Source organism: Spirillospora sp. NPDC048819 (assembly GCF_040650055.1).
GTDB lineage: Bacteria > Actinomycetota > Actinomycetes > Streptosporangiales > Streptosporangiaceae > Spirillospora.
This window is the reverse complement of the sequence record NZ_JBEZGN010000022.1, coordinates 54471-79034: the sequence shown is the minus strand read 5'-3', so window position 1 is coordinate 79034 and position 24564 is coordinate 54471. Positions and strand designations below refer to the sequence as shown.

Genomic DNA, 24564 nt, shown 5'->3' with positions numbered 1-24564 from the left:
GTGGAACTCGCCGACCGGTTCATGGCCGCCATCACCTCCGGTGATGTCGACACACTGCGTTCCCTCTACGCGCCAGGCGCGCTGATCTGGCACAACGGGCCCGGCGCCGGCGGCGGCTCCGAGCAGAGCGTGGACGACAACCTGCGCACGCTGCGCTGGCTGTCGCGCAACCTGGACGGGTTCCGCTACGAGGAGATCCGCCGCGACCCGCTGCCGGACGGCTACGTCCAGCGGCACGTCCTGCGCGGCACCCTCCCCGACCGGACACCGGTCGAGATGGCCGCGTGCGTGTTCGTCACCGTCGCCGGCGGCCGCATCGCGCGCATCGAGGAGTACGCCGACACCCGGGGCAGCGACCCGCTCCGCGACCTCGCCGCCGCCCAGCGCGCGGCCCGCGCATGACCGCCCTGGACGCCGCGCTCACCGCACGCCTGGGCGCGGCCGTGTCGGACCTGGTCCGCCTGTCGGGCGGCGCCAGCCGCGAGACCTGGTCGTTCGACGCCGACGGCCGCCCGCTGGTGCTGCGCCGCGACCCGCCCGCGTCCCCCGACCCCGAGGCGATGGCCCGCGAGGCCGCCCTGCTGGCCTCCGCCGCCGCCGCGGGCGTCCCCGTCCCCCACCTGGTCGACCACGGCCCCGACCTGGACGGCTCCCCCTACCTGATCATGGGGCGGCTGTCCGGCGAGACGATCCCCCGCCGCCTCCTGCGCGACGAGCGCCTCGCGGCCGTCCGGGGACGCCTGGCCCGCGACCTCGGCGGCATCCTGGCCCGCCTGCACACGATGGCCCCCGTCCCCGGCCTGCCCGACGACGACCCGATCACCGCGCTCACCGCGTACTACGAGGAGTTCGACGAGCCGCGTCCCGCCGTCGAACTCGCCCTGCGCTGGCTGCGTGAGCACCGTCCGCCCGCGTCCGGCCGCCGCACGGTCGTCCACGGCGACTTCCGCAACGGCAACCTGATGATCGACGCGTCCGGCGTGACCGGCGTCCTGGACTGGGAACTCACCCACACCGGCGACCCCGCCGAAGACCTCGGCTGGCTCTGCGTCAAGGCCTGGCGCTTCGGCTCCCCCCACCCCGTCGGAGGCTTCGGCCCACGCGAAGACCTCCTGGACGGCTACGCCGCCGCAGGCGGCACCCCGCCGACCCTGGAAGAACTCCACTGGTGGGAGGTCTACGGCACCCTCCGCTGGACGATCCTGTGCCGCCACCAGGCCGAGCGCTACCTCAGCGGCGCCGACCTCTCCATCGAGTACGCCGTCCTGGGCCGGAAGGTCTGCGAACAGGAACACGACCTCCTCCTGGCCTTGGGCCTCACCGAACCGATGACCGTCCAAGACCCGCTGAAGACCGCACCCACCCCGGACAACGCGCCCCACGACCGTCCTGACGCGTCCACCCTCATAGACGCCGTCGGCGCCTTCCTCATCGAGGCCGAACAACCCGACGACCGGCTCCGCTTCCACGCCCGCGTGGCCGCGTCCGCCCTCCGCATAGCCCGCCGGGAAATCCTCCTGGGCGAGACCCACAAGGCCGCCCACCACGACCGCCTGCGAAAGCTGGACTGCGAATCCGACGCCGACCTGGCCACCGCCATCCGCGAAGCCACCCTGGACGACCGGAGGGACGAGGTCGTGGCCGCGGTACGGGCCTCGATCATCGACAAGCTCACCGTGGCCAACCCCGCCCACCTCTCCCTACCCGGCTGAAGCAACCGTCGCCCTGGGCGGTGAGTCAGGATCTCCGGCTTCACCGCTCAGGGAGTTCCTGAGCCGCGAGGGCTTATCGCGGTGGGTTCCGCAGGGCGGGGGTGATTACCGTCGCCACGGTTCTGCGGACGGCTTCGGCGTCTGGTGGGGTGCCTTTCCGGTCGGCGAAGAGCAGGTGCGCGGCGCCGATGAGGGTGGGGGCGAGCGTGGTGATGTCGGCGTCGGCCCTGACGCGGCCCAGGTCGCGCTCGGCGGTGAGGTAGGACGCGATCATCGCCGTGGCCTCCGTCATGAGCGGGACGCCGGTCGGCCTCGTCTCGCGCAGCCGGGCGCGGAGGGCGTCCCGGGAGATGATGAGGCCGACGATCGCCACGGCGACCGAGCCGAACAGGTCCGTGAGCGCGCCGGTGAGGTTGCCGGCGACGGTGCCGGTTCCCGCGGACTCGCGCAGCGCGGCGGACCGGGCGTCGAGCCCGGCTATGCGGTCCAGGACGAGTTCGGCGAGGAAGCCGTCGAAGTCGGTGAAGTGCCGGTGCAGGACGCCCTTGGCGCAGCCCGCCTCCGTGGTGACCGCGCGGCTGGTCAGCGCGCTCGGGCCGTCCCGGAGCAGGACGCGCTCGGCGGCGTCGAAGAGCTGCTCGCGCGCGTCGCGCATGGCGACCCCTGTCGGCATACCGCCTTCTCCCGCCATTGCTTGAGTGGGCACTTGCCCACTAGTGTGGGCGCATGCCCACTCTACCGCCGGAACGGCAGTCGGATCGGGAGCCCCATCAGGCTCGGGAGGTCGCGGAGTCGTTCGGCACCGACCCCGACGGCTACGACCGGGCCCGCCCCCGATATCCGGATGCGCTGATCGACCGGATCGTCGGCGGTGCCGCAGGGCTCGACGTCCTCGACGTCGGGTGCGGCACCGGCATCGCGGCCCGGCAGTTCCAGGCGGCCGGCTGCCGGGTGCTCGGGGTCGAGGTCGACGCGCGGATGGCCGAGTGGGCGCGGCGGCGCGGCCTTGAGGTGGAGGTGGCGGCGTTCGAAGCCTGGGACCCCGCCGGCCGGACGTTCGACGCGGTCGTCGCCGGGCAGGCCTGGCACTGGGTGGATCCGGTCGCGGGAGCGGCCAAGGCGGCGCGGACGCTGCGGCCCAGCGGGCGGCTGGCGGTGTTCTGGAACGCGTTCCGGCCTCCGGACGAACTCGCTGAAGCCTTCTCTGCGGTGTATCGGCGGGTACTGCCCGACTCACCGGACTTCAGCCAAGCCCTGACTGACGCGTACTCGGTGATACTCACCAAGGCGGCCGACGGGATACGGCGGGCGGACGCCTTCGATGACCCGGAGCAATGGCGATTCGCGTGGGAGCACGCCTATACCCGTGACGAGTGGCTCGACCAGGTGCCCACCTTCGGCGGGCACAACCGGCTGCCGCCGGGGAAGCTGCGGGAGCTGCTGGACGGCCTCGGCGCCGCCATCGACGCGGCCGGGGGCGGCTTCACGATGAGTTACGCGACGATGGCGGTCACGGCGCGACGGGAAACGGCGCCGTCCGGCCCGGCGTGACGGTGTCCACATTGAGTCATTGTTCAAGCGGCGAACCAAAACGGGTTTTGGTGCATCTATTCCTTTGACATCGTGTTCAACAGGAGGAGGGCACTTTGCTCCGTTCCGTCCCGGCTCTGGCCGTTCTCGTGGTCGCGGGTGCGCTGGCGCTCAGCGGATGCCAGAGCAACTCCTACTCGTGCAGAAACGGCGAGTGCCATGTGACCGTGTCGGGCGCTGGTCAGACCCTTGATATCAACGACACGAACGTGACGGTCACGGAAATCAGCGAACGGGGAATGACGGTGTCGGCGGACGGTTCGGCACCGACCGAAATCCCCGTGGGACAGAGCGCCGAGGTCGGGGGCGTCCAGATCAGGGTCACATCCGTGGACGGACAGCAGGTCAAGTTCGACATGAGGTGATGGGCCCGGCGATATTCGGCGGCGGCCAGGGGGAGGGCCGCCGCCGAATTCGTTTGCTCCTTTTTGTGGCGGGGGCGCCCTTTCACGGGAACGATCATTCTCATCCTGCCTGACCAGGCGATCCGTGCCGTGTGAGGGGTTTGTGAGCGGCGGGCGGCAGCCTCGGGGGCATGAGTTACGCGTTTCAGGCCGATGGCCTGGTCAAACGATTCGGGAAGACGACAGCGCTGGCCGGGGTGGAACTCGCCGCCCGACCGGGGACGGTACTCGGCGTCCTCGGGCCCAACGGCGCAGGGAAAACGACGGCGGTCCGGGTGCTGGCGACACTGCTGCGGCCCGACGCGGGAAGGGCCGAGGTGGGCGGCCTGGACGTGGTCCGGGACGCGGCCAAGGTGCGGGAGCTGATCGGGCTGACGGGGCAGTACGCGTCGGTGGACGAGGACCTCACCGCGGTCGAGAACCTCGTCCTCATCGGGCGGCTGCTCGACATGAGCAAGGCGGAGGCGCAGGCCCGGGCGGCGGATCTGCTGGAGCGGTTCGAGCTGACCGGGGACGCCGGGCGCCGGGTCTCCACCTACTCCGGCGGGATGCGGCGCCGGCTCGACCTGGCCGCGAGCATGATCGGGCGGCCCACCGTGATCTTCCTGGACGAGCCGACGACCGGCCTCGACCCGGGCAAGCGGGAGGAGGCGTGGCGGCTGATCCGGTCGATGACGGACGGCGGCGGAACCGTCCTGCTGACCACGCAGTACCTGGAGGAGGCGGACGCGCTCGCCGACGAGATCACCGTCATCGACCGGGGGACGGTCATCGCGACCGGCACGCCCGCGGAGCTGAAGCGGATCGCCGGCGGGCAGACGATCACCGCGCGGCCGCGTGACCCGAAACGGCTCGTCGAGGTCGCCGCGATCCTGAACGCGGTGTCGGGGCGGGAGGCCGAGTCGCTGCGCCGGGACGTGATCAGCGTGCCGGTCAGCGGTGACGGGGAGCACGCGTTCGCCGAGGCGGTCCGGCGCCTGGACGCCGCCGGGATCGGCGTCACCGAGCTGTCGCTGCGGCTGCCCAGCCTGGACGAGGTGTTCTTCACCCTGACCGGCCACCGCACCGAGGAAGAGGAGGCGGCGGCATGAGCGACATCGTTCTCGAATCCGGCTTGGCCGTGCGTGAGGGGGCCCGTCCGAGGCGCCGTCATCGGCTGGTGCGGCACAGCCTGCTGCTCGCGGGACGCAGCCTCACCAAGACCAGGCGAAACCCGGGGCTGCTCCTCGACGCGCTGTTCATGCCGATCATCTTCCTGCTGCTGTTCGTGTACCTGTTCGGCGGCGCGGTCTCCGGGTCCACACAGGAGTACCTGCAGTACATCTTCCCCGGCGTGCTGGTGATGACCTTGCTCCTGGTGGGGATGCTGTCCACCGGGCTCAGCATCAACACCGACGTCAAGAAGGGCGTGTTCGACCGGTTCCGCAGCCTGCCGATCGGACGTTCCGCGCCGCTGGTCGGCAACGTGCTCGGCGACACGATCCGCTACGTCGTCGCGGCGGTGGTGCTGTTCGCCACCGGGTACCTGCTGGGTTTCCGGGTGGAGACCGATCCGCTGTCGGCGCTGGCGGCGGCCGCGCTGGCGACGGCGCTGGGCTTCTCGCTCGGCTGGATCAACGTCCTCATCGGGGTCCTGATCAAGGAGGAGGTCATCGTGCAGACGGTGGCGTTCCTCGGGATCTTCCCGCTGGCGTTCGGCACGAACATGGCCGTCCCGACCGACACGCTGCCGGGATGGCTGCAGGCGTGGGTCAAGGTCAACCCGGTCAGCGACGCCGTGGACGCGTCGCGGGGGCTGCTGACCGGCGGCCCGGTCGCCGAACCGGCGACGATGACGCTGCTGTGGTCGGCGGGGTTCCTCGTCGTGTTCTGCCCCCTGGCCGTGTACGTCTACCGGCGCCGGAGCTGATCGTCCAGCAGGGCGAGCGCGCCTGCGACGTCCAGCCGCCCTCCGCGGGCATGGGCGGCCCGGTGGGCGTGCTCGCCCAGCGCCCGGCGCAGCAGCCGGGTCACGAGGATGACGTCGGGATTGTGCGCGTCGGGTGCGCCGCGCAGGACGGACGCCGCGCCGAGAACCTCCGCGGCGGCCTCCGGGTCGCCGCCGGCCCGCAGCCGCGCGACGGCGTAGCCGGTGACGGCGGCGATCGGCATGTCCGGGCCGTCCGTGGCGAGGGTGAGCGCCCTGCGCAGGTGCCGCCGCGCCGCGTCCGGGTCACCGCGGTCGATCGCCATCTGGCCGCGCGCCGTCTCCAGCAGCGAGCGGTACTGCGGGTAGGACGGGACGCGGTCCAGTTCGCGTTCGGCGGCCGCGTAGTGCTCAAGCGCCTCGTCCACGGAACCGGTGTGGCGGGCGAGGTCGCCCAGCGCCAGCCGCGCCGACACCAGGTGGCGGGACGGGGTACCGGCCCCCGGGGCGATCATCGCAGCGAGTTCGTCCCGCGCCCGCTGCACGTCGCCCGACCGGACGCGGGCCACCGCGAGCATGACGCGCTGCATGACCGCGCCGTCGTCCTGGCCCAGTTCGCGCAGCAGCCCGATCGACTCCTCCAGCCCGGCGGCGGCCTCGCCGAACTCGCCCCGGACGGTCTGCCCATCGGCCATGAAGACGAGCGCGAGCGAAAGCCCGGCCCGGTCCCCGGCCTCGCGGAATCCGGACTGGGCGACGGCGACGTCCGCGTAGGCGGCGTCCATCTCGCCGCCGTTGCCGTTGAGCATCGCCCGCATCAGATGCAGCGCCGCCCTCGTCCACGGGTCGCGCTCGGGCAGCCGGCGATCGATCGCCGCCACCCCGCGCGCCGTGTCGTCGGTGAGCAGCGCGATGGACGGCTCGATCAGCGCGGCGAGGGGATGCGCCGACTCCCGGGCCTTCTCCCCGATGAACGGGTCGTCCCGTGCGTCGCCCCCGGACATGACGGTGTTGAACAGGTAACCGCCCAGCGCGATCGCCTCCGCGTCGTCCGGGACGGGTTCGCGGCGCGGCGCCTCCAGCGCGAGCCGCAGCCTGCGGGCCGCCTCGGCGTGATCGCCCAGAATCATCCAGAACGTGGCCAGCGCCGCCCCGAGCCGGACGGCCGAGCCGCCATCGCCCGTCTCCACGGCGTGGTGCAGCGCGGCGAGAAGGTTGTCGCGTTCCGCCGCGAGCAGGAAGAACCACTCCGGCTGCTCGGGACGGCGCAGATGCGGCTCGGCCCGTTCGGCGAGATCCAGGAAGCAGGCGAGATGCGCGGCCCGGACCCGGTCGGTCTCCCCGGTCTCCGCGAGCCGCTCCCGCCCGTACTCGCGGATCGTCTCCAGCATGCGGAACCGCGGCTCGGCGCCTTCGACCACCTGGAGCAGCGACCGGTCGGCGAGGGAGTCCAGGACGTCGAGAGCGTCCGGGTGGCCCGTCACCCGCGCGGCGCTCTCCGGCGAGATCGTGCCGGGGAACACCGACAGCCGCTCGGCGAACCGGCGTTCCTCGTCGTCCAGCAGGTTCCAGCTCCACGCGACGACGGCCCGCAGCGTCCGGTGCCGGGACAGGGCCGCGCGGTTCCCGCCGGTCAGCAGCCGGAACCGGTCGCTCAGCCGGGCCGCGAGGTGGTCCAGCGACATCGACCGCATCCGCGCCGCCGCCAGCTCGATCGCCAGCGGCAGACCGTCCAGGCGGCGGCAGATCCCACCGATCACCTCCGCGTCGCCGGTGAACCCCGGCCGGACGGCCGCCGCCCGCTCGGTGAACAACGCGACCGACGCCGGGACGTCCAGCGGCGGCACCGGGCACAGGGCCTCGCCGTCCACCCCGAGGCGTTCCCGGCTCGTCGCGAGGACGCGCAGGCTGGGGCAGGTGCCGAGCAGATCGTCCGCCAGCCGGGCCGCCGCCTCCACGACGTGCTCGCAGTTGTCCAGGACGATCAGCGTCTCGTCGGCCGACAGCGCCTCGACCAGATTGGCGCCGTCCCGCAGACCGAGCACGCCCGCCACCGTCCGGGGCACCTCTTCGGGATCATCGACCGGCGCCAGCTCCACCAGCCACACCCCGCCCGGGAACCGCCCGGCCAGCTCCGCCCCGACCGTGGTCGCGAGCCGCGTCTTCCCTGCGCCCCCGGCCCCGACGAGCGTGACGAGCCGCCCTTCCCAGAGCCGCCGCGCGATCCACGCGCGCTCGTCCTCCCGACCGACGAAGCTGGTGGGCGGCACCCGCAGATTTCCACGCGCCCGCTGCTGGGGGGCGGCCCGCAGCACGGCCAGGTAGGCGTCCTGCAACTCGCGCCCCGGATCGGTGCCCAGCTCCTCGGCCAGGACGCCCCTGAACTCCTCGAACACCGCCAACGCCTCGGCGGACCGCCCGGCCCGGTGCAGGGCCTCGACCTGAAGGGCGCGCACCCGCTCACGCAACGGATGCGACGCCGCCAGCGCTTCCAGCTCCGCCGCCAGCGGCCCCGGGTCGCCGCCGACGGCGAGCTCGGCGGACACCCGGTCCTCCGTCGCCGACACCCGCAGCGCCTCCAGCCGGACGGCCGCCGCGTCCGCGAACGGCACACCGGCCGCATCCGCCAGGGCGTCCCCGCGCCACAACTCCAGGGCTTCCCGCAACCGCGAGACGGCGAGCTTCGCGTCCCCGTCCCGAAGCGCTCTGCCACCGTCCTTGGCCAGCCGCTCGAACTCCGACGCATCGACGGCCTCGACGTCCAAGGCGTAACCGCCGGGCACGGACCGCAACCGTCCCGCGGGCAGGCACCGCCGCAGCCGCGAAACGAGCGCCTGCAACGCGTGCACCCGATCCCCCGGCCCGCCGTCCGGCCACAACGCCTCGACGAGCGCGTCGACGGTGACCGTCCGCCCGGGTTCCAGCGCCAGCCTGATCAGCAGCACCCGCAGCCGAGCCCCGCCGACCGCGACGTCCTTCCCCCGGTCCGTCACCGCCAACGGCCCAAGGACCTCAACCCGCATATCTACATAGTGTCAGCGACGTCCCAGTAGTTCGGTGACGCGGATCAACCCGTCCTCGCCGTGCCCCATGCCGATGACACGGCGGGCCAGGCCCTCAGCGGCCCGCATGACCCCGGCATCGATTCCGTGGGCCTCAGAGGTATGGATGATGTGGGCCATGGACGACGCCGCCGAGGTGATCGGGTTGTCCTCGCCGGAGAAGTTTCCGCTGTCGGCCTCGTCCGCGAACTCCTCGAAGATCGGTGGCAGGATCTCGCCGATGCCCTTGGCGAACGGGGCCAGTTCGCGTGCCGTGATCCCCTCCGCCTTCGCCACGGCCAAGGCGTGGGCGTAGCCCGTCATCGCGGTCCAGAAGATGTCCAGCAGAGCGATGTCGTGCGCGGCGGCCCGGCCGATGTCCTCGCCCAGATGGGTGTGGGTACCGCCCAGTTTCTCCAGGACCGGCAGGTGCTTTCGGAAGAGGTCCTGCGGGCCGCTGTGGATGAACACCGCGTCCGGCGTCCCGATCGTGACGACCGGCGTCATGATCGCGCCGTCCAGGTAGCGGATGCCGTGCTCGGCCGCCCACGATGCGGTGTCGCGGGCCCGCTCAGGCGTGTCGGCGGTGAGGTTCACCACGGTGCGTCCCTTGAGCGCCTCGATGACCGCATCGCGCCGCAGAACCGCGTCCGCCGCGTCGTAGTTCACCACGCAGACCACGGTCAGGTCACTCGCGGAGACCGCCTCCTCCGCCGACCGGGCGCGAATCGCACCGCGTTCGACCAGCTCATCGTCCCGGCCCGGAGTCCGGTTCCAGACGGTGGTGCGCAGCCCGGCGTCCAGGCACGCGCGAGCCAGGGCCCGTCCCATCGGTCCCAAACCGACCACGGTCACGGCAGACTGTTCATACATGACTTAACCCTTCGAAAGACTCATGCAAGGACGAACGGGACGACTGATGACGCGCAAGCTCGCTCAGAAAACGGATGTCTGCGGAGTGACCGCCGCGATCGCCGTGATCGACGGCAAGTGGAAGACCAGCCTGCTCTGGCTGCTGGAAGAGCGCCCGCACCGCCCCGGCGAACTGCGCCGACGGCTACCGGGCCTCAGCGAGAAAGTGCTGACTCACGCACTCCGCGAAATGGAAGACGACGGCCTGGTGCACCGCGAAGTGCACGACGAGCTACCACTGAAAACGGTGTACTCCTTGACCGAGTTCGGTTTCGACCTCTCCAAGGCACTGACCCCGATCTCCGACTGGGGCCACCGCCGCTTGGAAAAACTCGCCGAGGCCCAGTCGGCTTCCTGAACGCACGCCACCTCCATTCCCCGCACCGGACGGCCCCTTGACCGCCCACAACAAGGTTCGCCCGTCCGCCCCGTCCAGCCAAGTACCCACAAAAAAGTGGGTACCGAAGGCCTCAACCAACCACGTTCGAGACGCCCTGACCGTGCGCACCGACGCCGAGCCGCGTCGCAAGCTGGGCCCCTAATGACTCGCAAGCACCATTCGCAGCCCACCACGGGAGCCGCAACGCGGGATCACCAAGCCCGGCAGCCGCCTCCCGGTGAGTCTTCGCGGACGCCGATCAGACGTCCGGCGTCCGGCGTCCGGCCCAGCGGTCTTCGCCGGTCGCACCGTTGAGCCTGCCACCCGGCGCTCAAAAGGTGCTTGCCGCGAAGCGGAACACGGCGCTCAAGAGGCGCCTGAAGTTGCCCCGTCCCGGCGGACGGAGCGCCGGGACGGGGGCGGCCCAACTTCCATCTGGCCTACGAGTGGACGATCCAGGACGGCACATGGCCTGGGGACGCGGCGCAAGAGCCGCACGGAGTCGCCCAGCCAGGTCGCCGGCGGTCTTCGCTTCGACCAGCCGATCGGGCAGCAGCGCCCACAGCGAGCCGCTGAAATCCCCGTACCAAAAGCACACGCTGGGGAAAGAGCGGCGCAGATCGTCAAGCCCCTGGGAACTGTCGACGTCCAACCCCAGGTGCTCCAGCCGAACACCTAGAGAGTCGACGTTCACCGTGATACCCCGGGTGGCGCACCCCAGGTGGCTGGGTACATGCGGTGTTTGAGGAGGCCGTCGACCTGGTCGGCGGCGTACTTGGTGTCGCCGCAGGGCGCGAGGTAGCCGTGCCTGCCACGTCCGGCCAGGTAGTAGCTCCAGGTACCGCCGGGCATGGCGTGAACCGCGACGCCAACGCGGACGTGGTGGTCGGGACCGAACGCGAACACCCAGAGGACCGGCGGACGGGTGGGAAGGTCATCGGCCTGGTACAGCTTGACGCACCGGTACGCCTTGGCCTGGATCGCGACGCTGAGGAGGTCGAGGTGGCGGATCGCCGTGAGGCGACCGCGCCGGGTACGCCACCGCAGGACGTGGCGCTGAGCATTCAGCGGACGCAGCGAGCCCACGTGACCTTTCCTTCCTCTTTGAGCGGGCGGACGCCCCAGTCGTGGACGAGTTCGGCCACAAGCAACAGGCCACGCCCGCTGACGGCGTCCCGGTCCTCGCGTCCGATGACTGGTAGCCCCGGTCCCTCGTCGCCGACCTCGATGACGCTGAGGGCTTCGTCCGGGTCGGGCAGGATGCGGACGACGATGTGCCCGAACCCCACGTGCTTGTAGCTATTGGTAACCAGCTCGGTAACCACCAGGCGGCCGATGAAGTCGTCGGCGTGCCCGAGTTCGCGAAACCGCTCGACCAGGTAGCGGCGCGCCAGCGCGGGAGCCCGATCATTCGGCTCCAGGACAAGCGCCGGCCTCTCCGGCGCAAGAGCAGCGGTCGGCATGACCCCTCCATGTGGACGGTGACGGACCTCGAAGGCGGCTCTTCACGGCAAACCGGAAGATCCCTCCAAAATCACTCTCTGTCGTCGAACGAACACCATGGAGTCACAGGGCGGCGTACGTTATCTGTAGACCGAGGTAGCACTCGCATTTCGGTTTCATTCGTTAGCGCGCCTGTTACATCGCAAGGAGGGATCGGGATGGCCAAGACCGGCGATAACGCCAAGACCAGCCCGGAACTGCGGACCTTCGGAGCAGAGGTCAGACGGTTGCGCGAAGCGTTGGGGATCAAGCAAGTGGAACTGGCGACCCTGGTGAACGTCACACGCGCCTACGTCAGTCATGTCGAACTCGGCAAGACTCGCTGCCGTTACGACTTCGCAAGTCGCCTGGACGGCGCCCTCCGTGCCAATGGTGAGGTCATCGCGGCATGGAATGATCTAGTGGAGTCGATCAAGTCCGCCAAGTACGCCGCTCACTTCGTGAATTTCCCAAAAGCAGAATCGACGGCCAACTCGATCCGCGTCTACGAGACGCACATCGTCAACGGGCTGTTCCAGACAGAGTCGTATGCTGGCGCGATCCTCAGAGATTCAGCAGACGTGACTACGCGGATGAATCGACAGAAGCACGTGATGACCGAGCCCGCGCCGAAGATGTTCGTGGTCCTTGAGAAGAGTGTTCTCCACAGGCAGGTCGGCAGTGTGCATGTCATGCGGGAGCAACTTGAATACCTGCTGGAGTTGTCTCACCGAGGCGGCATCCATCTCCAGGTCCTCCCGACCGTCTATGTGGAGGAGGCGCGGGCAGCCTTCGCGATCGCTACGCAGGCGGACCGCAAGGGAGCCGCCTACATCGTCACCGGAACGGGCGGCGTCACCAGTGCAGACCCCGAAGACCTAGCCACCTTGGACGAAACCTTCGCTAGTCTTCAGGCAGAAGCGCTCAGCGTGAGGGACACCCGAGCGCTGATCAGAAGGGTGATTGAGGAGAGATGGACCTGACCAAGGCCGTCTGGCGCAAAGCGTCCCGTAGCACTGTTCAGAACGATAACTGCGTCGAGGTGGCCGACGTCCCTCGCGCCGTGGCGATCCGAGACAGCAAAGACCCCCATGGCCCCAAGCTCATCATGAACCGCAGCGACTTCCGCCGCCTCGCTGACGCTCTTAAGAACCTCTAGTGCAAGACCAGTTGCTCGTCCCGGAAGGCGGTTGAAAAGAGATGGACCTGAGCAGGGTTGTCTGGCGTAGGGCTTCGCGGAGCACGGCAGAGGGAGACAACTGCGTCGAGGTGGCCGACGTCCCTCGCGCCGTGGCGATCCGAGACAGCAAAGACCCCCATGGCCCCAAGCTCATCATGAACCGCGACGACTTCGGCCGCCTCGCTGAGGCTCTCAAAAACCTCTAGGCGCAGAACCAGCCCTTCGTCCGGAAGGCGGTTGAAAAGAGATGGTCCTGACTGATCCAACGTGGCGCAAATCATCCCGTAGCAGCGAACAAGGTGACGCTTGTGTCGAAGTTGCGATGGCTTCCAATATTATTGCCATCCGTGACAGCAAGGACCCAACCGGTGACCGGTTCATCATGAATCGCAGCGACTTCCGGCGCTTCACCGAGATCCTCAAGGGCCGATAGCCGCACCACGAAACCCTGCGCTCGACCGCAAGGGCATCGACACGGGCTGTGTGGGTGACCGAGGTGTAGGCGAGCCTGGAGCGTGTTCAGGGTTCCCGCACGCCGCACGTGCCGGATCTGACCGGGGTGCTACGCGCTGCACCAGTTCCGCCACTCCGCGCTCAGGATCACCATGGCGTCGGCCGTCAGAGGCGTCACACTGCTCCGTTTTCCGTTGTTCTCCGAGGCCGGAGTAATCGCGGGTTGCTTGTCGCGCGTCTCTATTGCGAGGTATTGCGGGGGCGAGATGCGCGATGGAGCATGGTTCCTCAAGGTCGTGGCGCCGTTGATCGCGGTCTTCATTCTCTTCTACACGGTGCAGGACCTACGGCCGGCCTACGCCGCGCTGTTCCGCACCGGCGAGGTGGGGACCTTCACCGCCAGGGACCGGGAGTGCGACAAGACCTGCACGTGGCGGGGCGACTACGTCTCCGAAGACGGCGCCACCGTGCGCCGCAACGTGCAGCTGGCCTCCGGAGCACATATCGACGACGCGGGCGACCGGGTGAAGGCACGGGACACCGGAAATCGCGTCGTTGTCTATCCCGCCGCGTGGTCGTGGGACTGGTTGCTGGTGACGACGTTCGTCGTGGTCTCCGTGGTAATCCTGTACTGGTGGGCGCGATGGGCCTTGCGGTGGCGGCCGGGTGGTCGGGAGGGGACGCTACCTCCAGCCGGCCCCTAACGAGAGTCGCCGTCAAGTAGGGTCCGCGCCCACATCTCTTGGTGTTGCTCCGGCGGCGGGACGAAGTCCTGCACGGCGTCGTGGAAGTCGCGGATGAGGTGGGCGACCCGCGCGAGTTGCGGTTGGGGGTCCAACAGAGCGAGGCGCCCGGGCCACATCACGGTGCCGGGGGCATAGGTCAGCACTTCACGCCCCTGATCGTCGATGCCCAGTGGCCGGGGGGCTGCCCGAAAGCCGGCCTCGTACAGGTGCTTGAGCAGCGCGTGCACGGCGGGAGTCCATGACCCTGCGGGACGCCGGACGGTGTCCCCTATCCGGACAACGTCGTTGACGTTCCCGCCCCTCAACGGCTGCTCTTCATCGTTCAGCACACCGCCAGTTTGACCGACTGGCTTTCCCGGACGTCGTTCTCACTCGCGCTGGCTGCCACGCGTGTTCGCCGTCCTTGGATTGGGCATCGGGATCGGTGATCGCCCAGCATTACCACCAGGATTGGCCTTGCGGTCGGCCCGCTGATCGGCCACGGGAATGGTGGTCGCGGGTGGACGGCTTCCGGCATGGAACGTGTCAGGCGCGGCTGGCGTCAGTATCGGGGTGGGCCGTCCGGGATCACGGGGCGGCTCTTCCCGCCCCCGTGAGAGAAACCCGATGCGCACCCCACTTTCCGACCTGGACGCCCGTGAGGTCCTCGATGCCCTGTACGACAGGCTTGCCACGCCGGTGGCGATGGCCGACGGAACCTTCGACGAAATCGTCGAGGAGGTCATCGACGGCCACCTGATGATCGACTTGCCTCTGGAGATCGAGGCGGGTGAGTTCGAGGAGCTGGAGGGCGTGGGCGAGGACGACTTGCGTGCCTGGCTCGTGGACCTGCTCCGGTACGAGTTCGCCGAACACCTGGCCTGGCAGGAGAGCCTGGGCGGACGTCCGGCCGACGGCGACCGGCTGAGCGACGCCTTCGACGAGCTCAACGCCCGGGCGATCGTCGCGCGCGAGGACTTCGCCTGCTGCCAGAGGTGCGGCCTGCTGGAGATCCGCGACGAGGACCACGACGGCGAGGACGAGGAGGCCAGAGGCTATGTCTTCTACCACGAGCAGGACACCGGGCGCCGCCCCCTGTACCTGGCCTTCGATACCCCTGACGGCTCAGAGGAGTCCCGCGTCGCGCTGGGCGACGAGGTCGTCGATGTGCTGCGCGACCACGGCCTGGTACCGGAATGGGACCGTGACCCGGGCAGGCGCATCGCGCTGGACGTGGACTCGCGCAGGGTCCGGTACGGCAAGCTGGCCGACTATCCGGGGCGCGGCCTCACCCCGGAGGAGTCGAACGGCTGAGGAGGCCGGCACGCCGAGCGTGGAGCCCGATGGGTTCGGTGCGGAACGGCATCGCGGGAACGGTCGTCCAACCTCGGCGAGGTGATGGATCGTATGCGACCGGCCCTGTACCTGATCTCCGCGTTCATTTTCCTGTTGGGGCTGATGAGCCTCTATTCGGCGAACGCGCGGGTCTTCGGAGGAGGCGATGCCACCGCCTACATTGTGGTCCCTCTCAATCTTCTCGGGGCCGGGCTGGTGTCGTTCGGTGTGGGCCTGCTTCCGCCGCGCTGGAAGGGAGAGCCGCGGCGCGGGGAGATCGATATCGACGGCACACCGGCCGCCGCGCTCGTTTTCCCCTTCATGCGCAGACCGCTGATCGCCTTGTCGGCCGCTCTGACGATGTTGGCGTTGACCGCGATATACGGCTTGGCAGCGGCGTTGATCGCAGGGGGGTTTGCGCAGGTGGCGGGCGCGGCGATGTTCGTCGCGCTGCTGACGTGGGGTGCGGTGGCATCGATACGCAGGCTGGGTTCCCCGAAGCATGTGGCGCTGACACCGGAGTCGCTGTCCTTCCGGGCGCCCGGCGGCCGTCTCGTCGTCCGATGGGTTGATATCGAGGAGATCGGGCTTGTCGTCCGCGGCATGAATTTCCGGTGCTGGATCGAACTGCGTGCCGGGGCACGCGTTCCGTTCCGTGACGGTGATGTGCTCAAGGCGTATCGGGTCGTCGGGGCGGATGTCCTGGAGCTGAGCTGGCTGACCTGCCATCCGAGGCGGGTCTTCGCCGAGATGGAGTCCTTCCTGGGACGGGCCGCCCCAACCCGATGAACTCCCGGAGCATGGCCGAACCACCCCCGGGTCAGAAGCTTGGGGCGCCCAGGTGGGTTACGTGGTCCAGCGCGGTCAGGTCTTCGGCGTCCAACTGGATGCTGTCGACGGCCAGGTTCTCTTCTAGGTGGGCTACCGAGCTTGTGCCGGGGATCAGCAGCATGCGGTCGTAGTGGGCCAGCAGCCAGGCGAGCGCTATCTGCGACGCCGAGGCGTTGTGCTTGGCGGCCACTGACGCGATCGACGGATCGGCGGCGAGCGCCTTCGGGCCGCCCGTGAACGCGGAGCCGAGCGGATAGTAGGGGACGTAGGCGATGCCGTGCTCGCGGCAGAGGTCGACGACCGGCTCGTCCGTGCGGTTGGCGATGCTGAACGCGTTCTGCACCTCGGCGATCGGGGTGGTCTCAAGGGCGGCCTTGATGACGTCGGCCGAGGTGGTCGAGAGGCCGATGAGGTCGAGTTTGCCCTCGTCCCGCAGGTCGGTCAGGGCGCCGAGCTGCTCGGCGAGCGGGATGGTGTCCGGTTCGGGGCCTCCTACGCCGAAACGCATGTTCACCAGGTCGATGTGTTCGAGCCGCAGGGAGCGCAGGTCCTGCTCGACGGTCGCCCGCAGCTGTTCCGGACGGGACGCCCGGATCCAGCCGCCCTCCGCATCGCGGGCGCCGCCGACCTTCGTGGCGATGACGAGGTCGTCCGGGTAGGGGTGCAGCACCTCGGCGATGAGTTCGTTGACGACATCGGGGCCGTAGGGCTGCGCGGTGTCGATGTGGTTGACGCCGAGCTCGACGGCGCGGCGCAGCACGGCGCGGGCCGCGTCCGGGTCCTGGGGCGGGCCGAGCACCCACGGGCCGGCGAGCTGCATCGCGCCGAAGCCGATGCGCCGCACGGTCCTGTCGCCGAGCCGGGAGGTCTGAGTGATGGTGGTCATGCGTCGACTATGCGGGCGCGGGCGCCGTCCCCACGAGTGGTGGCGGCATCCTGGGACGCACAGACCCACCCAACCGGACACACCCGGCGCATACCGTTGGAGCATGGCCAAGAACGGTGAACTGCGGGAGTTCCTGCGCACTCGGCGGGCGCGCGTGCAGCCTGAGGACGTGGGCATCGAGACCGGCGGCCGGCGCCGCGTCCCGGGCCTGCGGCGCGAGGAGGTCGCGATGCTGGCCGGCGTGAGCCTCGACTACTACGCCCGCCTTGAGCAGGGCCGCCGGCACCTGCAGCCGTCCGATCAGGTGCTGGACGCGATCGCCCGCGCGCTGCGGCTGGCCGAGGTCGAGCGGCTGTACCTCCACAACCTCGTCCGGTCGACCGTGGTGCCCAAGCCCGACGATCTGCGGCTCGCGCCCCTCGACGCGGGCATGCGGCTGATGCTCGACAGCCTCAAGTTCCCAGCGATCGTCGTCGACTCGCGCGGAGACGTCCACGCGATGAACCGCATGGGGCGAGCACTGCTGGTGGGACTGGAACCGATGCCGTCCGCGGCGGCGAGCCACCCGCGCTGGCTGTTCCTGCAGCCGTCGGCGCGCTATCTCCTGACCGACTGGGAGATGAACGCGCGCGTGAGCGTCGGGGTGCTGCGGGAGGCTGCGGGCCGCTACCCGCGCGACAGGCGACTGCACGCGCTGATCGGTGAACTGTCCGTCGCCAGTCCCGAGTTCCGCAACTGGTGGGCCGAGCACGATGTCGACGTGCGCTGCCGCGGCCCCAAGCGATTCCACCACCCCGTCGTCGGCGACCTCGTCATGCACGTTGAGGCGCTGCAACTCCAGGACGGGGAGCGCTGGCTCTACACCTATGCGGTGGAACCCGGATCGCATTCCGCGGAGGCGCTCCGGTTGCTCGGCACGTGGGCCGCGACGCAGGACGCCGAGGAAACGGACGACCAGGCCGAACTCCCGCGTTCCCCCCTCCACGCGTCCAACGAGTAGCGGCAGCGCCGCCGACGGCGCCCCACCCGGGACCCGTGCTTTGAGCGGATGTCAGGGGCGGTGGGACGTGTTGAGGCGGGCGGCCTGGCGGGTCAGGTGGGCGCGTTCGGCGAGGTTGGGGGCCTGCTGGGCCGCTTCGGCGTACAGGCGGGCCGCCGTCGTCAGGTTGCCGTCGCGTTCGTGGAGGTAGGCCGCCACCGCGGTGTGGCGGGGCAGCGAGTCGTCCAGGGACGCCAGCGCCGCCAGGCCGGCGCGGGGGCCGTCGGCTTCTCCTACGGCCACCGCGCGGTTGAGGCGGACGACCGGGCTGTCCGTCAGGCGCACGAGTTCGTCGTACCACTCGACGATCTGTACCCAGTCGGTCTCCTCGGCGGCCGGCGCGTCGGCGTGGAGCGCCGCGATGGCGGCCTGGGCCTGGTATTCGCCCAGGCGGTCACGGGCGAGGGCCGCCTGCAGGATGCCGATGCCCTCGGCGATCGACTCGGTGTCCCACCGGCGGCGGTCCTGCTCGGCGAGCGGCACCAGGCTGCCGTCGGACGCGGTTCGGGCGGCGCGCCGGGCATGGTGGAGCAGCATGAGAGCGAGCAGGCCCGCCACCTCGGGGTGGTCGATCGCGGCGGCGAGCTGCCGGGTGAGGCGGATGGCCTCGGCGGCCATGTCCACGTCGCCGGAGTAGCCCTCGTTGAAGACGAGGTAGAGGACGCGCAGGACGGTCGCGACGTCGCCGGGCTGGTCGAACCGGACGCCGGAGACGGTGCGCTTGGCACGGCTGATGCGCTGCGCCATGGTCGCCTCGGGCACCAGGTAGGCCTGGGCGATCTGGCGGGTGGTCAGGCCGCCGACGGCGCGCAGCGTGAGCGCGACCGCGGACGACGGCGTCAGCGACGGGTGGGCGCACAGGAAGTAGAGCCGGAGCGTGTCGTCGCGCTCGGGTGCGGGGCCGGGCGGCGGCTCCTCGTCGGCGATGTCCTCACGCCGGCGGCGGGCCGCGTCCGCCCGGGCCGCGTCGAGGAACTTGCGCCAGGCCACGGTGACCAGCCAGCCCTTGGGATCGCGCGGCAGGTCGTCGGGCCAGACGCGGATCGCCTCGACCAGCGCGTCCTGGACGGCGTCCTCGGCCGCGGCGAAGTCGGCTCCGCGGCGGATGAGGATCGCCAGGACGTTCGGCGTGAGGCTCCGGAGCAGGACGTCGTTCACCCGAGATGACACTCCGTGATATCCGGCTGCGCGGTCAGGAGCGGCCGGACCTCCAGCCACTCGTGGACCGGCTCGCCGCCCGCCCCGGGAGCGGCCGACAGCTCCCCGGCCAGCTCGATCGCGCGCTCGTAACCGTCGACGTCGATCACCGTCCAGCCGGCGATGAGGTCCTTGGTCTCGGCGAACGGGCCGTCGGTGACGGGCGGCCGGCCCTCTCCGTCGTAGCGGACCCACACCCCCTCGGGCGCGAGCGCCCGGCCGTCGACGTACTCGCCGTTCGCCTCCAGGCGGGAGGCGAAGTCCTCCATGTACTTCACGTGGGCCGAGATCTCCTCGGGCGTCCACTTGTCCATCGGCACGTCGTTGACCGAGGCGGGAGCGCCGCGGTAGTGCTTGAGCAGCAGGTACTTGGCCATCGTGATTCTCCTAGGTGCTGGTGCCACTCTCATGCTCGTCCTCACCACGGGGACGGAGCCGGTCACGGATTCTCGACATCGCCGTCCGAACCATTCTGGCTCTCCCGGACGAGCCGCCTCGAGTTCCACGCGTGGCGCGGAGTCAGGATTCTTCGGGGTCGCGGCCTACGGCGTGGCGGCCACCGTCCACGGGGAGGACGGCGCCGTTGACGAAGCTCGCCTCGTCCGAGAGCAGGTAGGCGACGGCGGCGGCCACCTCGTCCGGGCGGCCCACCCTGCCGACCGGGTGCAGCAGGCGCATCTCGTTCTCGATGCGCGCCGCCTCGTCCGGGGTCCGGCCTTCGAGGAAGTTCTCGTAGCGCGCCGTCGTGGTCGCCCCTCTCCTCGTGCGGCTCGTCCGATCTTCCGTGCCGCCGAGCCCGTGTGCCAGGCTGGCGGCGTGATCTTGGTGCGGCGGGTGTGGATGGTCCGGCACGGGCAGAGCGAGTCGAACGCCGGGCTGCCGACGAACGGGCCTGGTGTCTCCCCGCTGACCGCGCGGGGACGTGAGCAGGCGGTGCGGATGGCCGCGGCGTTCACCGGGCCGCCCGCGCTCATCGTCAGTTCGTCGTTCGTCCGGGCGCGTCAGACCGCCCAGGCGACCGCGGAGCGGTTTCCCGGGGTGCCTTACGAGGAGTGGCCCGTCCAGGAGTTCACTTATCTGGGCGAGTTGCACGGGCCGCGGACCACGAACGAGCAACGGCGGCCCTTCGCCGAGGACTACTGGGAACGGAGTGACCCTGATCACGTCAACGGCGGCGGGGAGTCCTTCCGGGCGCTGATCAGGCGCGCCAACGCCTTCCTGGACGGCCTCGCCGAACGTCCGGAGGACGGGCTGATCGCGGTGTTCACTCACGGCCTCTTCATGAAGGCCGTGATGTGGTCGTTGATGACCGGGGTCACCGACCCCGACGCCGCGGCGATGCGGGGCTTTCGTCATTTCAACGGCGCGTGCGACGTCCCGAACTGCGCCGTCGTCGAGTTGTGGCGGCCGAGCGGGCCGTACGGGTTCCGCGTCGTCGGCGGCGGCACGACGCACCTTGCCGAGGCGTCCACCAGCCAGGAGACCGCTCCGTCCGGGCTCCTGGACTAGGCGCGCGGGGCCGGTTCACGGGCGGGCTATAGACTCGGGCCTGCGGACGGTTCACTCGTGCCTCGTGCGGGTTCGGGTGTCGTAAGAGGGAACCCGGTGGGAATCCGGGACTGCCCCGCAGCGGTGAGCGGGAACGACCGCCGTCATCACGCACTGGGCCACGGCGGCCTGGGAAGCGACGGCCAGTAGGACGCCTCGGAGGAGGCGGTGCCCGCGAGTCCGAAGACCTGCCTCCGCCCGCGCACCGGCCGGTGCGCGGTGGGTCTGCGGCCTCGTGGGACGGTCTGCGGCACGGGGTTCGCCGTGCGCATTCCCTTTCGCGGGCCGCTTGTGGCACAGCGAGGGAAGCCGCCATGAACACGACGATCCTCGGATACCCCCGCATCGGGGCGCGCCGGGAGCTGAAGTTCGCCACCGAGGACTACTGGGCGGGACGCGCCGACGCCGACGCGCTCGCGAAGGCCGGCGCCGAACTGCGCGCGTCGGTCTGGACCGAGTTGCGCGACGCCGGGCTGGACGCCGTCCCGTCGAACACGTTCTCGTTCTACGACCAGGTGCTCGACACGAGCGTGCTGGTCGACGCCGTCCCGGACAGGTACCGGCATCTGACCGGGTTCGACCGGTATTTCGCGATGGCGCGCGGCGTCCAGGACGTCCCGCCGCTTGAGATGACCAAGTGGTTCGACACGAACTACCACTACATCGTCCCCGAGCTGGGGCCGGACGCCAGGTTCCGGCTGGCGGAGGGTGCGGCGGCCAAGCCGCTGGCGGAGTACCGGGAGGCCAAGGCGCTCGGTGTCGAGACGCGGCCGGTGCTCGTGGGGCCGCTCACGTATCTGCTGCTGGCCAAGCCCGCGGCGGACGCGCCCGAGGGGTTCCGTCCGCTCGATCTGCTCGACGGGCTCGTCGACGTGTACGCCGAGGTGCTGGAACGCCTGGCCGGGGCCGGGGCGGAGTGGGTGCAGCTGGACGAGCCCGCCCTCGTCGCGGACCGGAGCGAGGAGGAGATCGACGCGCTGGCGCGGGCGTACGCGCGGCTGGGGCGGCTGACGAGCAGGCCGCGGCTGATGGTCGCCGCCTACTTCGGGACGATCGGGGCGGACGCGCTGCGCACCCTGGCCCGCAGCCGCGTCGAGGCGATCGGCCTGGACTTCGCCGCCGGGCCCGGCAATGTCGACGTGCTCGCCTCGGTCGGCGGGCTGCCGCGCAAGACCCTCGTGGCGGGAGTGGTGGACGGCCGCAACGTGTGGCGCGCCGACGAGCGGCGGGCCAGGGCCGTCTGCGCGTCGGTGCTCGGGCTCGTCGACCGGGTCGTGGTGAGCACGTCCTGCTCGCTGCTGCACGTCCCGATCGACTTGGACGCCGAGACGTCGCTGGACACCGGTGTCCGGGAGCGGCTCGCGTTCGCCCGGCAGAAGGTCGCCGAGGTCGTGGCGCTCGGCCGGGCGCTGCGCGAGGACGTCCCCGCCCCGGCCGAACCGGCGCCGGCCGCGGGGATAGACCGGGCCGTCCGGGAACGGCTGGGGTCGATCGGCGACACGCGCCGGGGCGACCGCGCCGCCCGGTTCGCCGCGCAGCGGGACGCGCTGGGGCTGCCGGAACTGGCCACGACGACGATCGGCTCCTTCCCGCAGACCCCCGAGATCCGCCGGGCCCGCGCCGACCGCCGCGCCGGGCGGATCACCGGCGACGCCTACGAGCGGGCGATGAAGGACGAGATCGCCCGCGTCATCGCACTGCAGGAGGACCTCGGGCTGGACGTCCTCGTGCACGGCGAACCCGAGCGCAACGACATGGTGCAGTACTTCGCCGAGCAGCTCGACGGGTACGCCGCGACGGAGCACGGGTGGGTGCAGTCGTACGGGTCGCGGTACGTCCGGCCGCCGATCCTGCACAGCGACGTCGCGCGTCCCCGGCCGATGACGGTGGAGTGGGCGACGTACGCGCAGTCGCTGACGAGCAGGCCGGTCAAGGGGATGCTGACGGGTCCGGTCACCATGCTCGCCTGGTCGTTCGTCCGGGACGACCAGCCGCTCGCCGACACCGCCCGGCAGGTCGCGCTCGCCCTCCGCGACGAGATCGCCGACCTGGAGGCGGCCGGCATCCGGATCATCCAGGTCGACGAACCCGCGCTGCGTGAACTGCTGCCGCTGCGGGACGCCGACCGTCCCGCCTACCTGGACTGGGCGGTCGGCGCGTTCCGCCTCGCGACCTCCGGCGTCGCCGACACCACCCAGATCCACACGCACATGTGCTACTCGGAGTTCGGCGAGATCATCGGGGCGATCGGGGCGCTGGACGCCGACGTCACCAGCGTCGAGGCGGCCCGCTCGCACATGGAGCTGGTCGGCGACCTGCGCGCCGCCGGGTACGAGAACGGCATCGGGCCGGGCGTGTGGGACATCCACTCACCGCGCGTCCCCGGCGCCGGGGAGATGGAGGAGAACCTGCGGCGCGCGCTGCGGGCCGTGGAGCCGGCGCGGCTTTGGGTCAACCCCGACTGCGGGCTGAAGACCCGCGCGTATCCGGAGACGGAGGCGTCGCTGCGGAACCTGGTGACGGCGGCGCGGCGCGTCAGGGACGACGTGGCCGGCTGAGGGTTCCACGTGGTCTGACCGTCCCCCCCGTACGGTCAGACCACGTGGACGTCGTCCAGCGATTCGCAGATCCGGACGATCTGCTCGCACGCCTCGGTGATGTCGGTGACGGGGAGTCCTCCGGTTTCGCCGGAGCGGGCGTGCCAGCGGAACATCGCGTCCTCGCACCACACCTTCAGGTCGCCGTGCCCGGACAGCTCGCAGACGCCGAGTTCCTCCATGGGCGTGAAGCGGTCGATGCCGCGCTGGACGAGCAGCGAGTGAAGGACCTTCGTGGCCTGTCGCTCGTCGCCGGCCCGGCCGTTCCGGCGTCCGCGGGCGATGCGGGTGCGCGGGATCGGCAGGGCGAACCAGGTGGCCTTGCCGCGCACGGACGGTGAGCTCAGCCGGGACCGGGTCGGGTGGTACCCCCACCTGCCCTTGGCGAGAATGTCGATGATCTCCAGGCCGCGGCCGTGGTCGAGCATCTCGCCGGCGCGGTCCGGGCGTGCCCCACCATCGGCGCGCCACTCCCTGAGCGTGTCGAACGCCTTGACGACCAGTTCGTCGTGGCCCCGCCCGTCGCCGCGCTGGTAGACCCAGAGTTCGGCGCCGGGAGATCTCTCCTGGGACGTGGCGTGCTGCAGGACGTTCGTGGCGAGTTCGCTGACCATGAGGGTGACGTCGTCGACGTCCCGGACGGACAGCCCGAGCGCGGGCAGCAGGCTCGCGACGTGGCGCCGGGCCATGGCGGCGATCGACTCGTCCCCGGGAAGAGGGAGGGATGCGCAACCGCCGTTCTCCAGCCTCCAGGGAATCCCGCATGCCATCGCGGTCTTCGTCATGACGCCCACCCTCAGAGTTCGCGGAGTCATACGCGCTTCAAACATTCGCAATTCAGACACTCGCGACATGAACCTCTATGGTTCGCGACTCGCTATGTGTGAATCACAGATCCAAGCTTCGCACATTCGGGCGGGTAAGGCCCGGCACACCACAAAGGTTCTCCGGGCACAGTTGAGACGTTCACCGAATGCCCCTGAAGGCGTACAAAACACATCTTCTCGCGGTGATCTGAACGTGTACCGGCGGAGGCGGGACCGGCCGGCGCCGGCGCTGTAGCGTTGACGACGCCTGAGAGAGGGCCGCACACATGAAGATCCCCCAGGGGTGCAGCCCTGGGGGATCCGGTGTGCGGCCCGATCAGCGGTCGTAGCGGCCCGCACGCACATCGTCGAGGAACGATGCGAACGTGGACCGGGCGACGACGTGCGCCCCGGCCTCTGGTGTCCTGCTGTCGCGCAGCGCCGTGGCCGTCTCGAGGTCGGCGACCTCGACACAGCCCCCGTTGCTGCTCGCGCTGGCGGTTGCCTTGAACCACCGTGCCTGAGAGAGGTCCATGTCGGT

General features: G+C 70.3%; 28 protein-coding genes, 1 pseudogene and 1 riboswitch. Of the genes and pseudogenes, 17 read left to right on the top strand and 12 right to left on the bottom strand.

Annotated elements, in window-relative coordinates; all coding sequences use genetic code 11:
• Both AB0C35_RS26910 and AB0C35_RS26905 read left to right on the top strand, forming a co-directional pair.
• Nucleotides 1-402, top strand: coding sequence for a nuclear transport factor 2 family protein (locus AB0C35_RS26910; RefSeq protein ID WP_358461196.1), 402 nt, complete (start codon nt 1-3; stop codon nt 400-402).
• Nucleotides 399-1712 (top strand): phosphotransferase family protein, encoded by a 1314-nt coding sequence (locus tag AB0C35_RS26905; protein WP_358461193.1) that lies wholly within the window; start codon nt 399-401, stop codon nt 1710-1712. Before AB0C35_RS26910 ends, AB0C35_RS26905 begins: the two co-directional genes overlap by 4 nt.
• Nucleotides 1713-1785: 73 nt before the next feature.
• Here the strand turns inward: AB0C35_RS26905 and AB0C35_RS26900 are convergent, their stop codons facing one another.
• A complete protein-coding gene (locus AB0C35_RS26900) occupies nt 1786-2385 on the bottom strand; it encodes a TetR family transcriptional regulator (RefSeq protein WP_358461190.1) in 600 nt (199 codons plus the stop codon).
• A gap of 53 nt (nt 2386-2438) precedes the next feature.
• Here AB0C35_RS26900 and AB0C35_RS26895 point away from each other — a divergent pair, with 53 nt between their 5' ends.
• The 4 genes from AB0C35_RS26895 to AB0C35_RS26880 all read left to right on the top strand — a co-directional run bounded on the left by AB0C35_RS26895 (nt 2439) and on the right by AB0C35_RS26880 (nt 5615).
• Nucleotides 2439-3263 (top strand): class I SAM-dependent methyltransferase, encoded by an 825-nt coding sequence (locus AB0C35_RS26895; protein WP_358461187.1) that lies wholly within the window; start codon nt 2439-2441, stop codon nt 3261-3263.
• A gap of 95 nt (nt 3264-3358) precedes the next feature.
• On the top strand, nt 3359-3667 hold the full coding sequence (locus AB0C35_RS26890; RefSeq protein WP_358461184.1) for a hypothetical protein: 309 nt from the start codon (nt 3359-3361) through the stop codon (nt 3665-3667).
• Between the two features lie 170 nt (nt 3668-3837).
• Nucleotides 3838-4797 carry an ATP-binding cassette domain-containing protein gene (locus AB0C35_RS26885; protein ID WP_358461181.1) on the top strand — a complete coding sequence of 320 codons (960 nt, stop codon included), beginning with the start codon at nt 3838-3840 and terminating at the stop codon, nt 4795-4797.
• Nucleotides 4794-5615, top strand: a complete 822-nt coding sequence (locus tag AB0C35_RS26880) for an ABC transporter permease (protein ID WP_358461178.1) — start codon at nt 4794-4796, stop codon at nt 5613-5615. The genes AB0C35_RS26885 and AB0C35_RS26880 overlap by 4 nt, the downstream gene beginning before the upstream one ends.
• On the opposite strand, the gene AB0C35_RS26875 is transcribed toward AB0C35_RS26880, so the two are convergent.
• Nucleotides 5597-8635 carry a BTAD domain-containing putative transcriptional regulator gene (locus AB0C35_RS26875; RefSeq protein WP_358461175.1) on the bottom strand — a complete coding sequence of 1013 codons (3039 nt, stop codon included), beginning with the start codon at nt 8633-8635 and terminating at the stop codon, nt 5597-5599. The genes AB0C35_RS26880 and AB0C35_RS26875 overlap by 19 nt on opposite strands.
• Before the next feature lie 12 nt (nt 8636-8647).
• Entirely contained in the window at nt 8648-9526 is an 879-nt protein-coding gene (locus AB0C35_RS26870) for an NAD(P)-binding domain-containing protein (RefSeq protein WP_358461172.1), read from the bottom strand.
• Between the two features lie 46 nt (nt 9527-9572).
• Here AB0C35_RS26870 and AB0C35_RS26865 point away from each other — a divergent pair, with 46 nt between their 5' ends.
• Nucleotides 9573-9923 carry a helix-turn-helix domain-containing protein gene (locus AB0C35_RS26865; protein ID WP_358461169.1) on the top strand — a complete coding sequence of 117 codons (351 nt, stop codon included), beginning with the start codon at nt 9573-9575 and terminating at the stop codon, nt 9921-9923.
• A 711-nt stretch (nt 9924-10634) separates the two neighbouring features.
• Here AB0C35_RS26865 and AB0C35_RS26860 read toward each other — a convergent pair.
• Nucleotides 10635-11030 carry a hypothetical protein gene (locus tag AB0C35_RS26860; RefSeq protein ID WP_358461168.1) on the bottom strand — a complete coding sequence of 132 codons (396 nt, stop codon included), beginning with the start codon at nt 11028-11030 and terminating at the stop codon, nt 10635-10637.
• Nucleotides 11009-11407 carry an ATP-binding protein gene (locus AB0C35_RS26855; protein ID WP_358461167.1) on the bottom strand — a complete coding sequence of 133 codons (399 nt, stop codon included), beginning with the start codon at nt 11405-11407 and terminating at the stop codon, nt 11009-11011. The genes AB0C35_RS26860 and AB0C35_RS26855 overlap by 22 nt, the downstream gene beginning before the upstream one ends.
• A 198-nt stretch (nt 11408-11605) precedes the next feature.
• On the opposite strand from AB0C35_RS26855, the gene AB0C35_RS26850 reads away from it, so the two are divergent.
• The 5 genes from AB0C35_RS26850 (at nt 11606) to AB0C35_RS26830 (ending at nt 13763) form a co-directional block, all read left to right on the top strand.
• A complete protein-coding gene (locus AB0C35_RS26850; RefSeq protein WP_358461166.1) occupies nt 11606-12409 on the top strand; it encodes a helix-turn-helix transcriptional regulator in 804 nt (267 codons plus the stop codon).
• On the top strand, nt 12400-12585 hold the full coding sequence (locus AB0C35_RS26845; protein WP_358461164.1) for a DUF397 domain-containing protein: 186 nt from the start codon (nt 12400-12402) through the stop codon (nt 12583-12585). Before AB0C35_RS26850 ends, AB0C35_RS26845 begins: the two co-directional genes overlap by 10 nt.
• A 41-nt stretch (nt 12586-12626) precedes the next feature.
• A complete protein-coding gene (locus AB0C35_RS26840) occupies nt 12627-12812 on the top strand; it encodes a DUF397 domain-containing protein (RefSeq protein ID WP_358461162.1) in 186 nt (61 codons plus the stop codon).
• A gap of 41 nt (nt 12813-12853) precedes the next feature.
• A complete protein-coding gene (locus AB0C35_RS26835) occupies nt 12854-13039 on the top strand; it encodes a DUF397 domain-containing protein (RefSeq protein ID WP_358461160.1) in 186 nt (61 codons plus the stop codon).
• Nucleotides 13040-13325: 286 nt separating this feature from the next.
• Nucleotides 13326-13763, top strand: coding sequence for a hypothetical protein (locus tag AB0C35_RS26830; RefSeq protein WP_358461157.1), 438 nt, complete (start codon nt 13326-13328; stop codon nt 13761-13763).
• Here the strand turns inward: AB0C35_RS26830 and AB0C35_RS26825 are convergent.
• Entirely contained in the window at nt 13760-14134 is a 375-nt protein-coding gene (locus tag AB0C35_RS26825; RefSeq protein WP_358461154.1) for a phosphotransferase, read from the bottom strand. The genes AB0C35_RS26830 and AB0C35_RS26825 overlap by 4 nt on opposite strands.
• Before the next feature lie 277 nt (nt 14135-14411).
• Here AB0C35_RS26825 and AB0C35_RS26820 point away from each other — a divergent pair, with 277 nt between their 5' ends.
• Both AB0C35_RS26820 and AB0C35_RS26815 read left to right on the top strand, forming a co-directional pair.
• Entirely contained in the window at nt 14412-15098 is a 687-nt protein-coding gene (locus AB0C35_RS26820) for a hypothetical protein (RefSeq protein ID WP_358461151.1), read from the top strand.
• A gap of 93 nt (nt 15099-15191) precedes the next feature.
• Nucleotides 15192-15908: a hypothetical protein gene (locus AB0C35_RS26815; protein ID WP_358461148.1), complete on the top strand. Its 717-nt coding sequence runs from the start codon at nt 15192-15194 to the stop codon at nt 15906-15908.
• 31 nt (nt 15909-15939) lie between these two features.
• Here AB0C35_RS26815 and AB0C35_RS26810 read toward each other — a convergent pair whose 3' ends face one another.
• Nucleotides 15940-16836 (bottom strand): aldo/keto reductase, encoded by an 897-nt coding sequence (locus tag AB0C35_RS26810; RefSeq protein ID WP_358461145.1) that lies wholly within the window; start codon nt 16834-16836, stop codon nt 15940-15942.
• A gap of 103 nt (nt 16837-16939) precedes the next feature.
• Between AB0C35_RS26810 and AB0C35_RS26805 the strand changes: the two genes are divergently transcribed.
• Entirely contained in the window at nt 16940-17836 is an 897-nt protein-coding gene (locus AB0C35_RS26805) for a helix-turn-helix transcriptional regulator (protein WP_358461142.1), read from the top strand.
• Nucleotides 17837-17887: 51 nt separating this feature from the next.
• Here AB0C35_RS26805 and AB0C35_RS26800 read toward each other — a convergent pair whose 3' ends face one another.
• The 3 genes and pseudogenes from AB0C35_RS26800 to AB0C35_RS26790 all read right to left on the bottom strand — a co-directional run.
• A complete protein-coding gene (locus tag AB0C35_RS26800) occupies nt 17888-19033 on the bottom strand; it encodes a DUF6596 domain-containing protein (RefSeq protein ID WP_358461139.1) in 1146 nt (381 codons plus the stop codon).
• Nucleotides 19030-19449 carry a YciI family protein gene (locus AB0C35_RS26795; RefSeq protein WP_358461136.1) on the bottom strand — a complete coding sequence of 140 codons (420 nt, stop codon included), beginning with the start codon at nt 19447-19449 and terminating at the stop codon, nt 19030-19032. The genes AB0C35_RS26800 and AB0C35_RS26795 overlap by 4 nt, the downstream gene beginning before the upstream one ends.
• 142 nt (nt 19450-19591) lie before the next feature.
• A pseudogene (locus AB0C35_RS26790) lies at nt 19592-19816 on the bottom strand (SDR family oxidoreductase); the annotation flags it as partial.
• Nucleotides 19817-19888: 72 nt separating this feature from the next.
• Between AB0C35_RS26790 and AB0C35_RS26785 the strand changes: the two are divergent.
• Together AB0C35_RS26785 and metE are read left to right on the top strand one after the other, a co-directional pair.
• Nucleotides 19889-20581: a histidine phosphatase family protein gene (locus AB0C35_RS26785; RefSeq protein WP_358461133.1), complete on the top strand. Its 693-nt coding sequence runs from the start codon at nt 19889-19891 to the stop codon at nt 20579-20581.
• 51 nt (nt 20582-20632) lie between these two features.
• Nucleotides 20633-20831, top strand: a riboswitch (cobalamin riboswitch).
• A 103-nt stretch (nt 20832-20934) separates the two neighbouring features.
• Nucleotides 20935-23178, top strand: a complete 2244-nt coding sequence (metE, locus tag AB0C35_RS26780) for a 5-methyltetrahydropteroyltriglutamate--homocysteine S-methyltransferase (RefSeq protein ID WP_358461130.1) — start codon at nt 20935-20937, stop codon at nt 23176-23178.
• Nucleotides 23179-23213: 35 nt separating this feature from the next.
• Here the strand turns inward: metE and AB0C35_RS26775 are convergent, their stop codons facing one another.
• The gene (locus tag AB0C35_RS26775) at nt 23214-24002 is read right to left on the bottom strand and encodes an ATP-binding protein (RefSeq protein WP_358461127.1); all 789 of its coding nucleotides are present in this window, start codon (nt 24000-24002) and stop codon (nt 23214-23216) included.
• A 358-nt stretch (nt 24003-24360) separates the two neighbouring features.
• Entirely contained in the window at nt 24361-24558 is a 198-nt protein-coding gene (locus AB0C35_RS26770; RefSeq protein WP_358461124.1) for a DUF397 domain-containing protein, read from the bottom strand.
• Nucleotides 24559-24564: the final 6 nt, after the last annotated feature.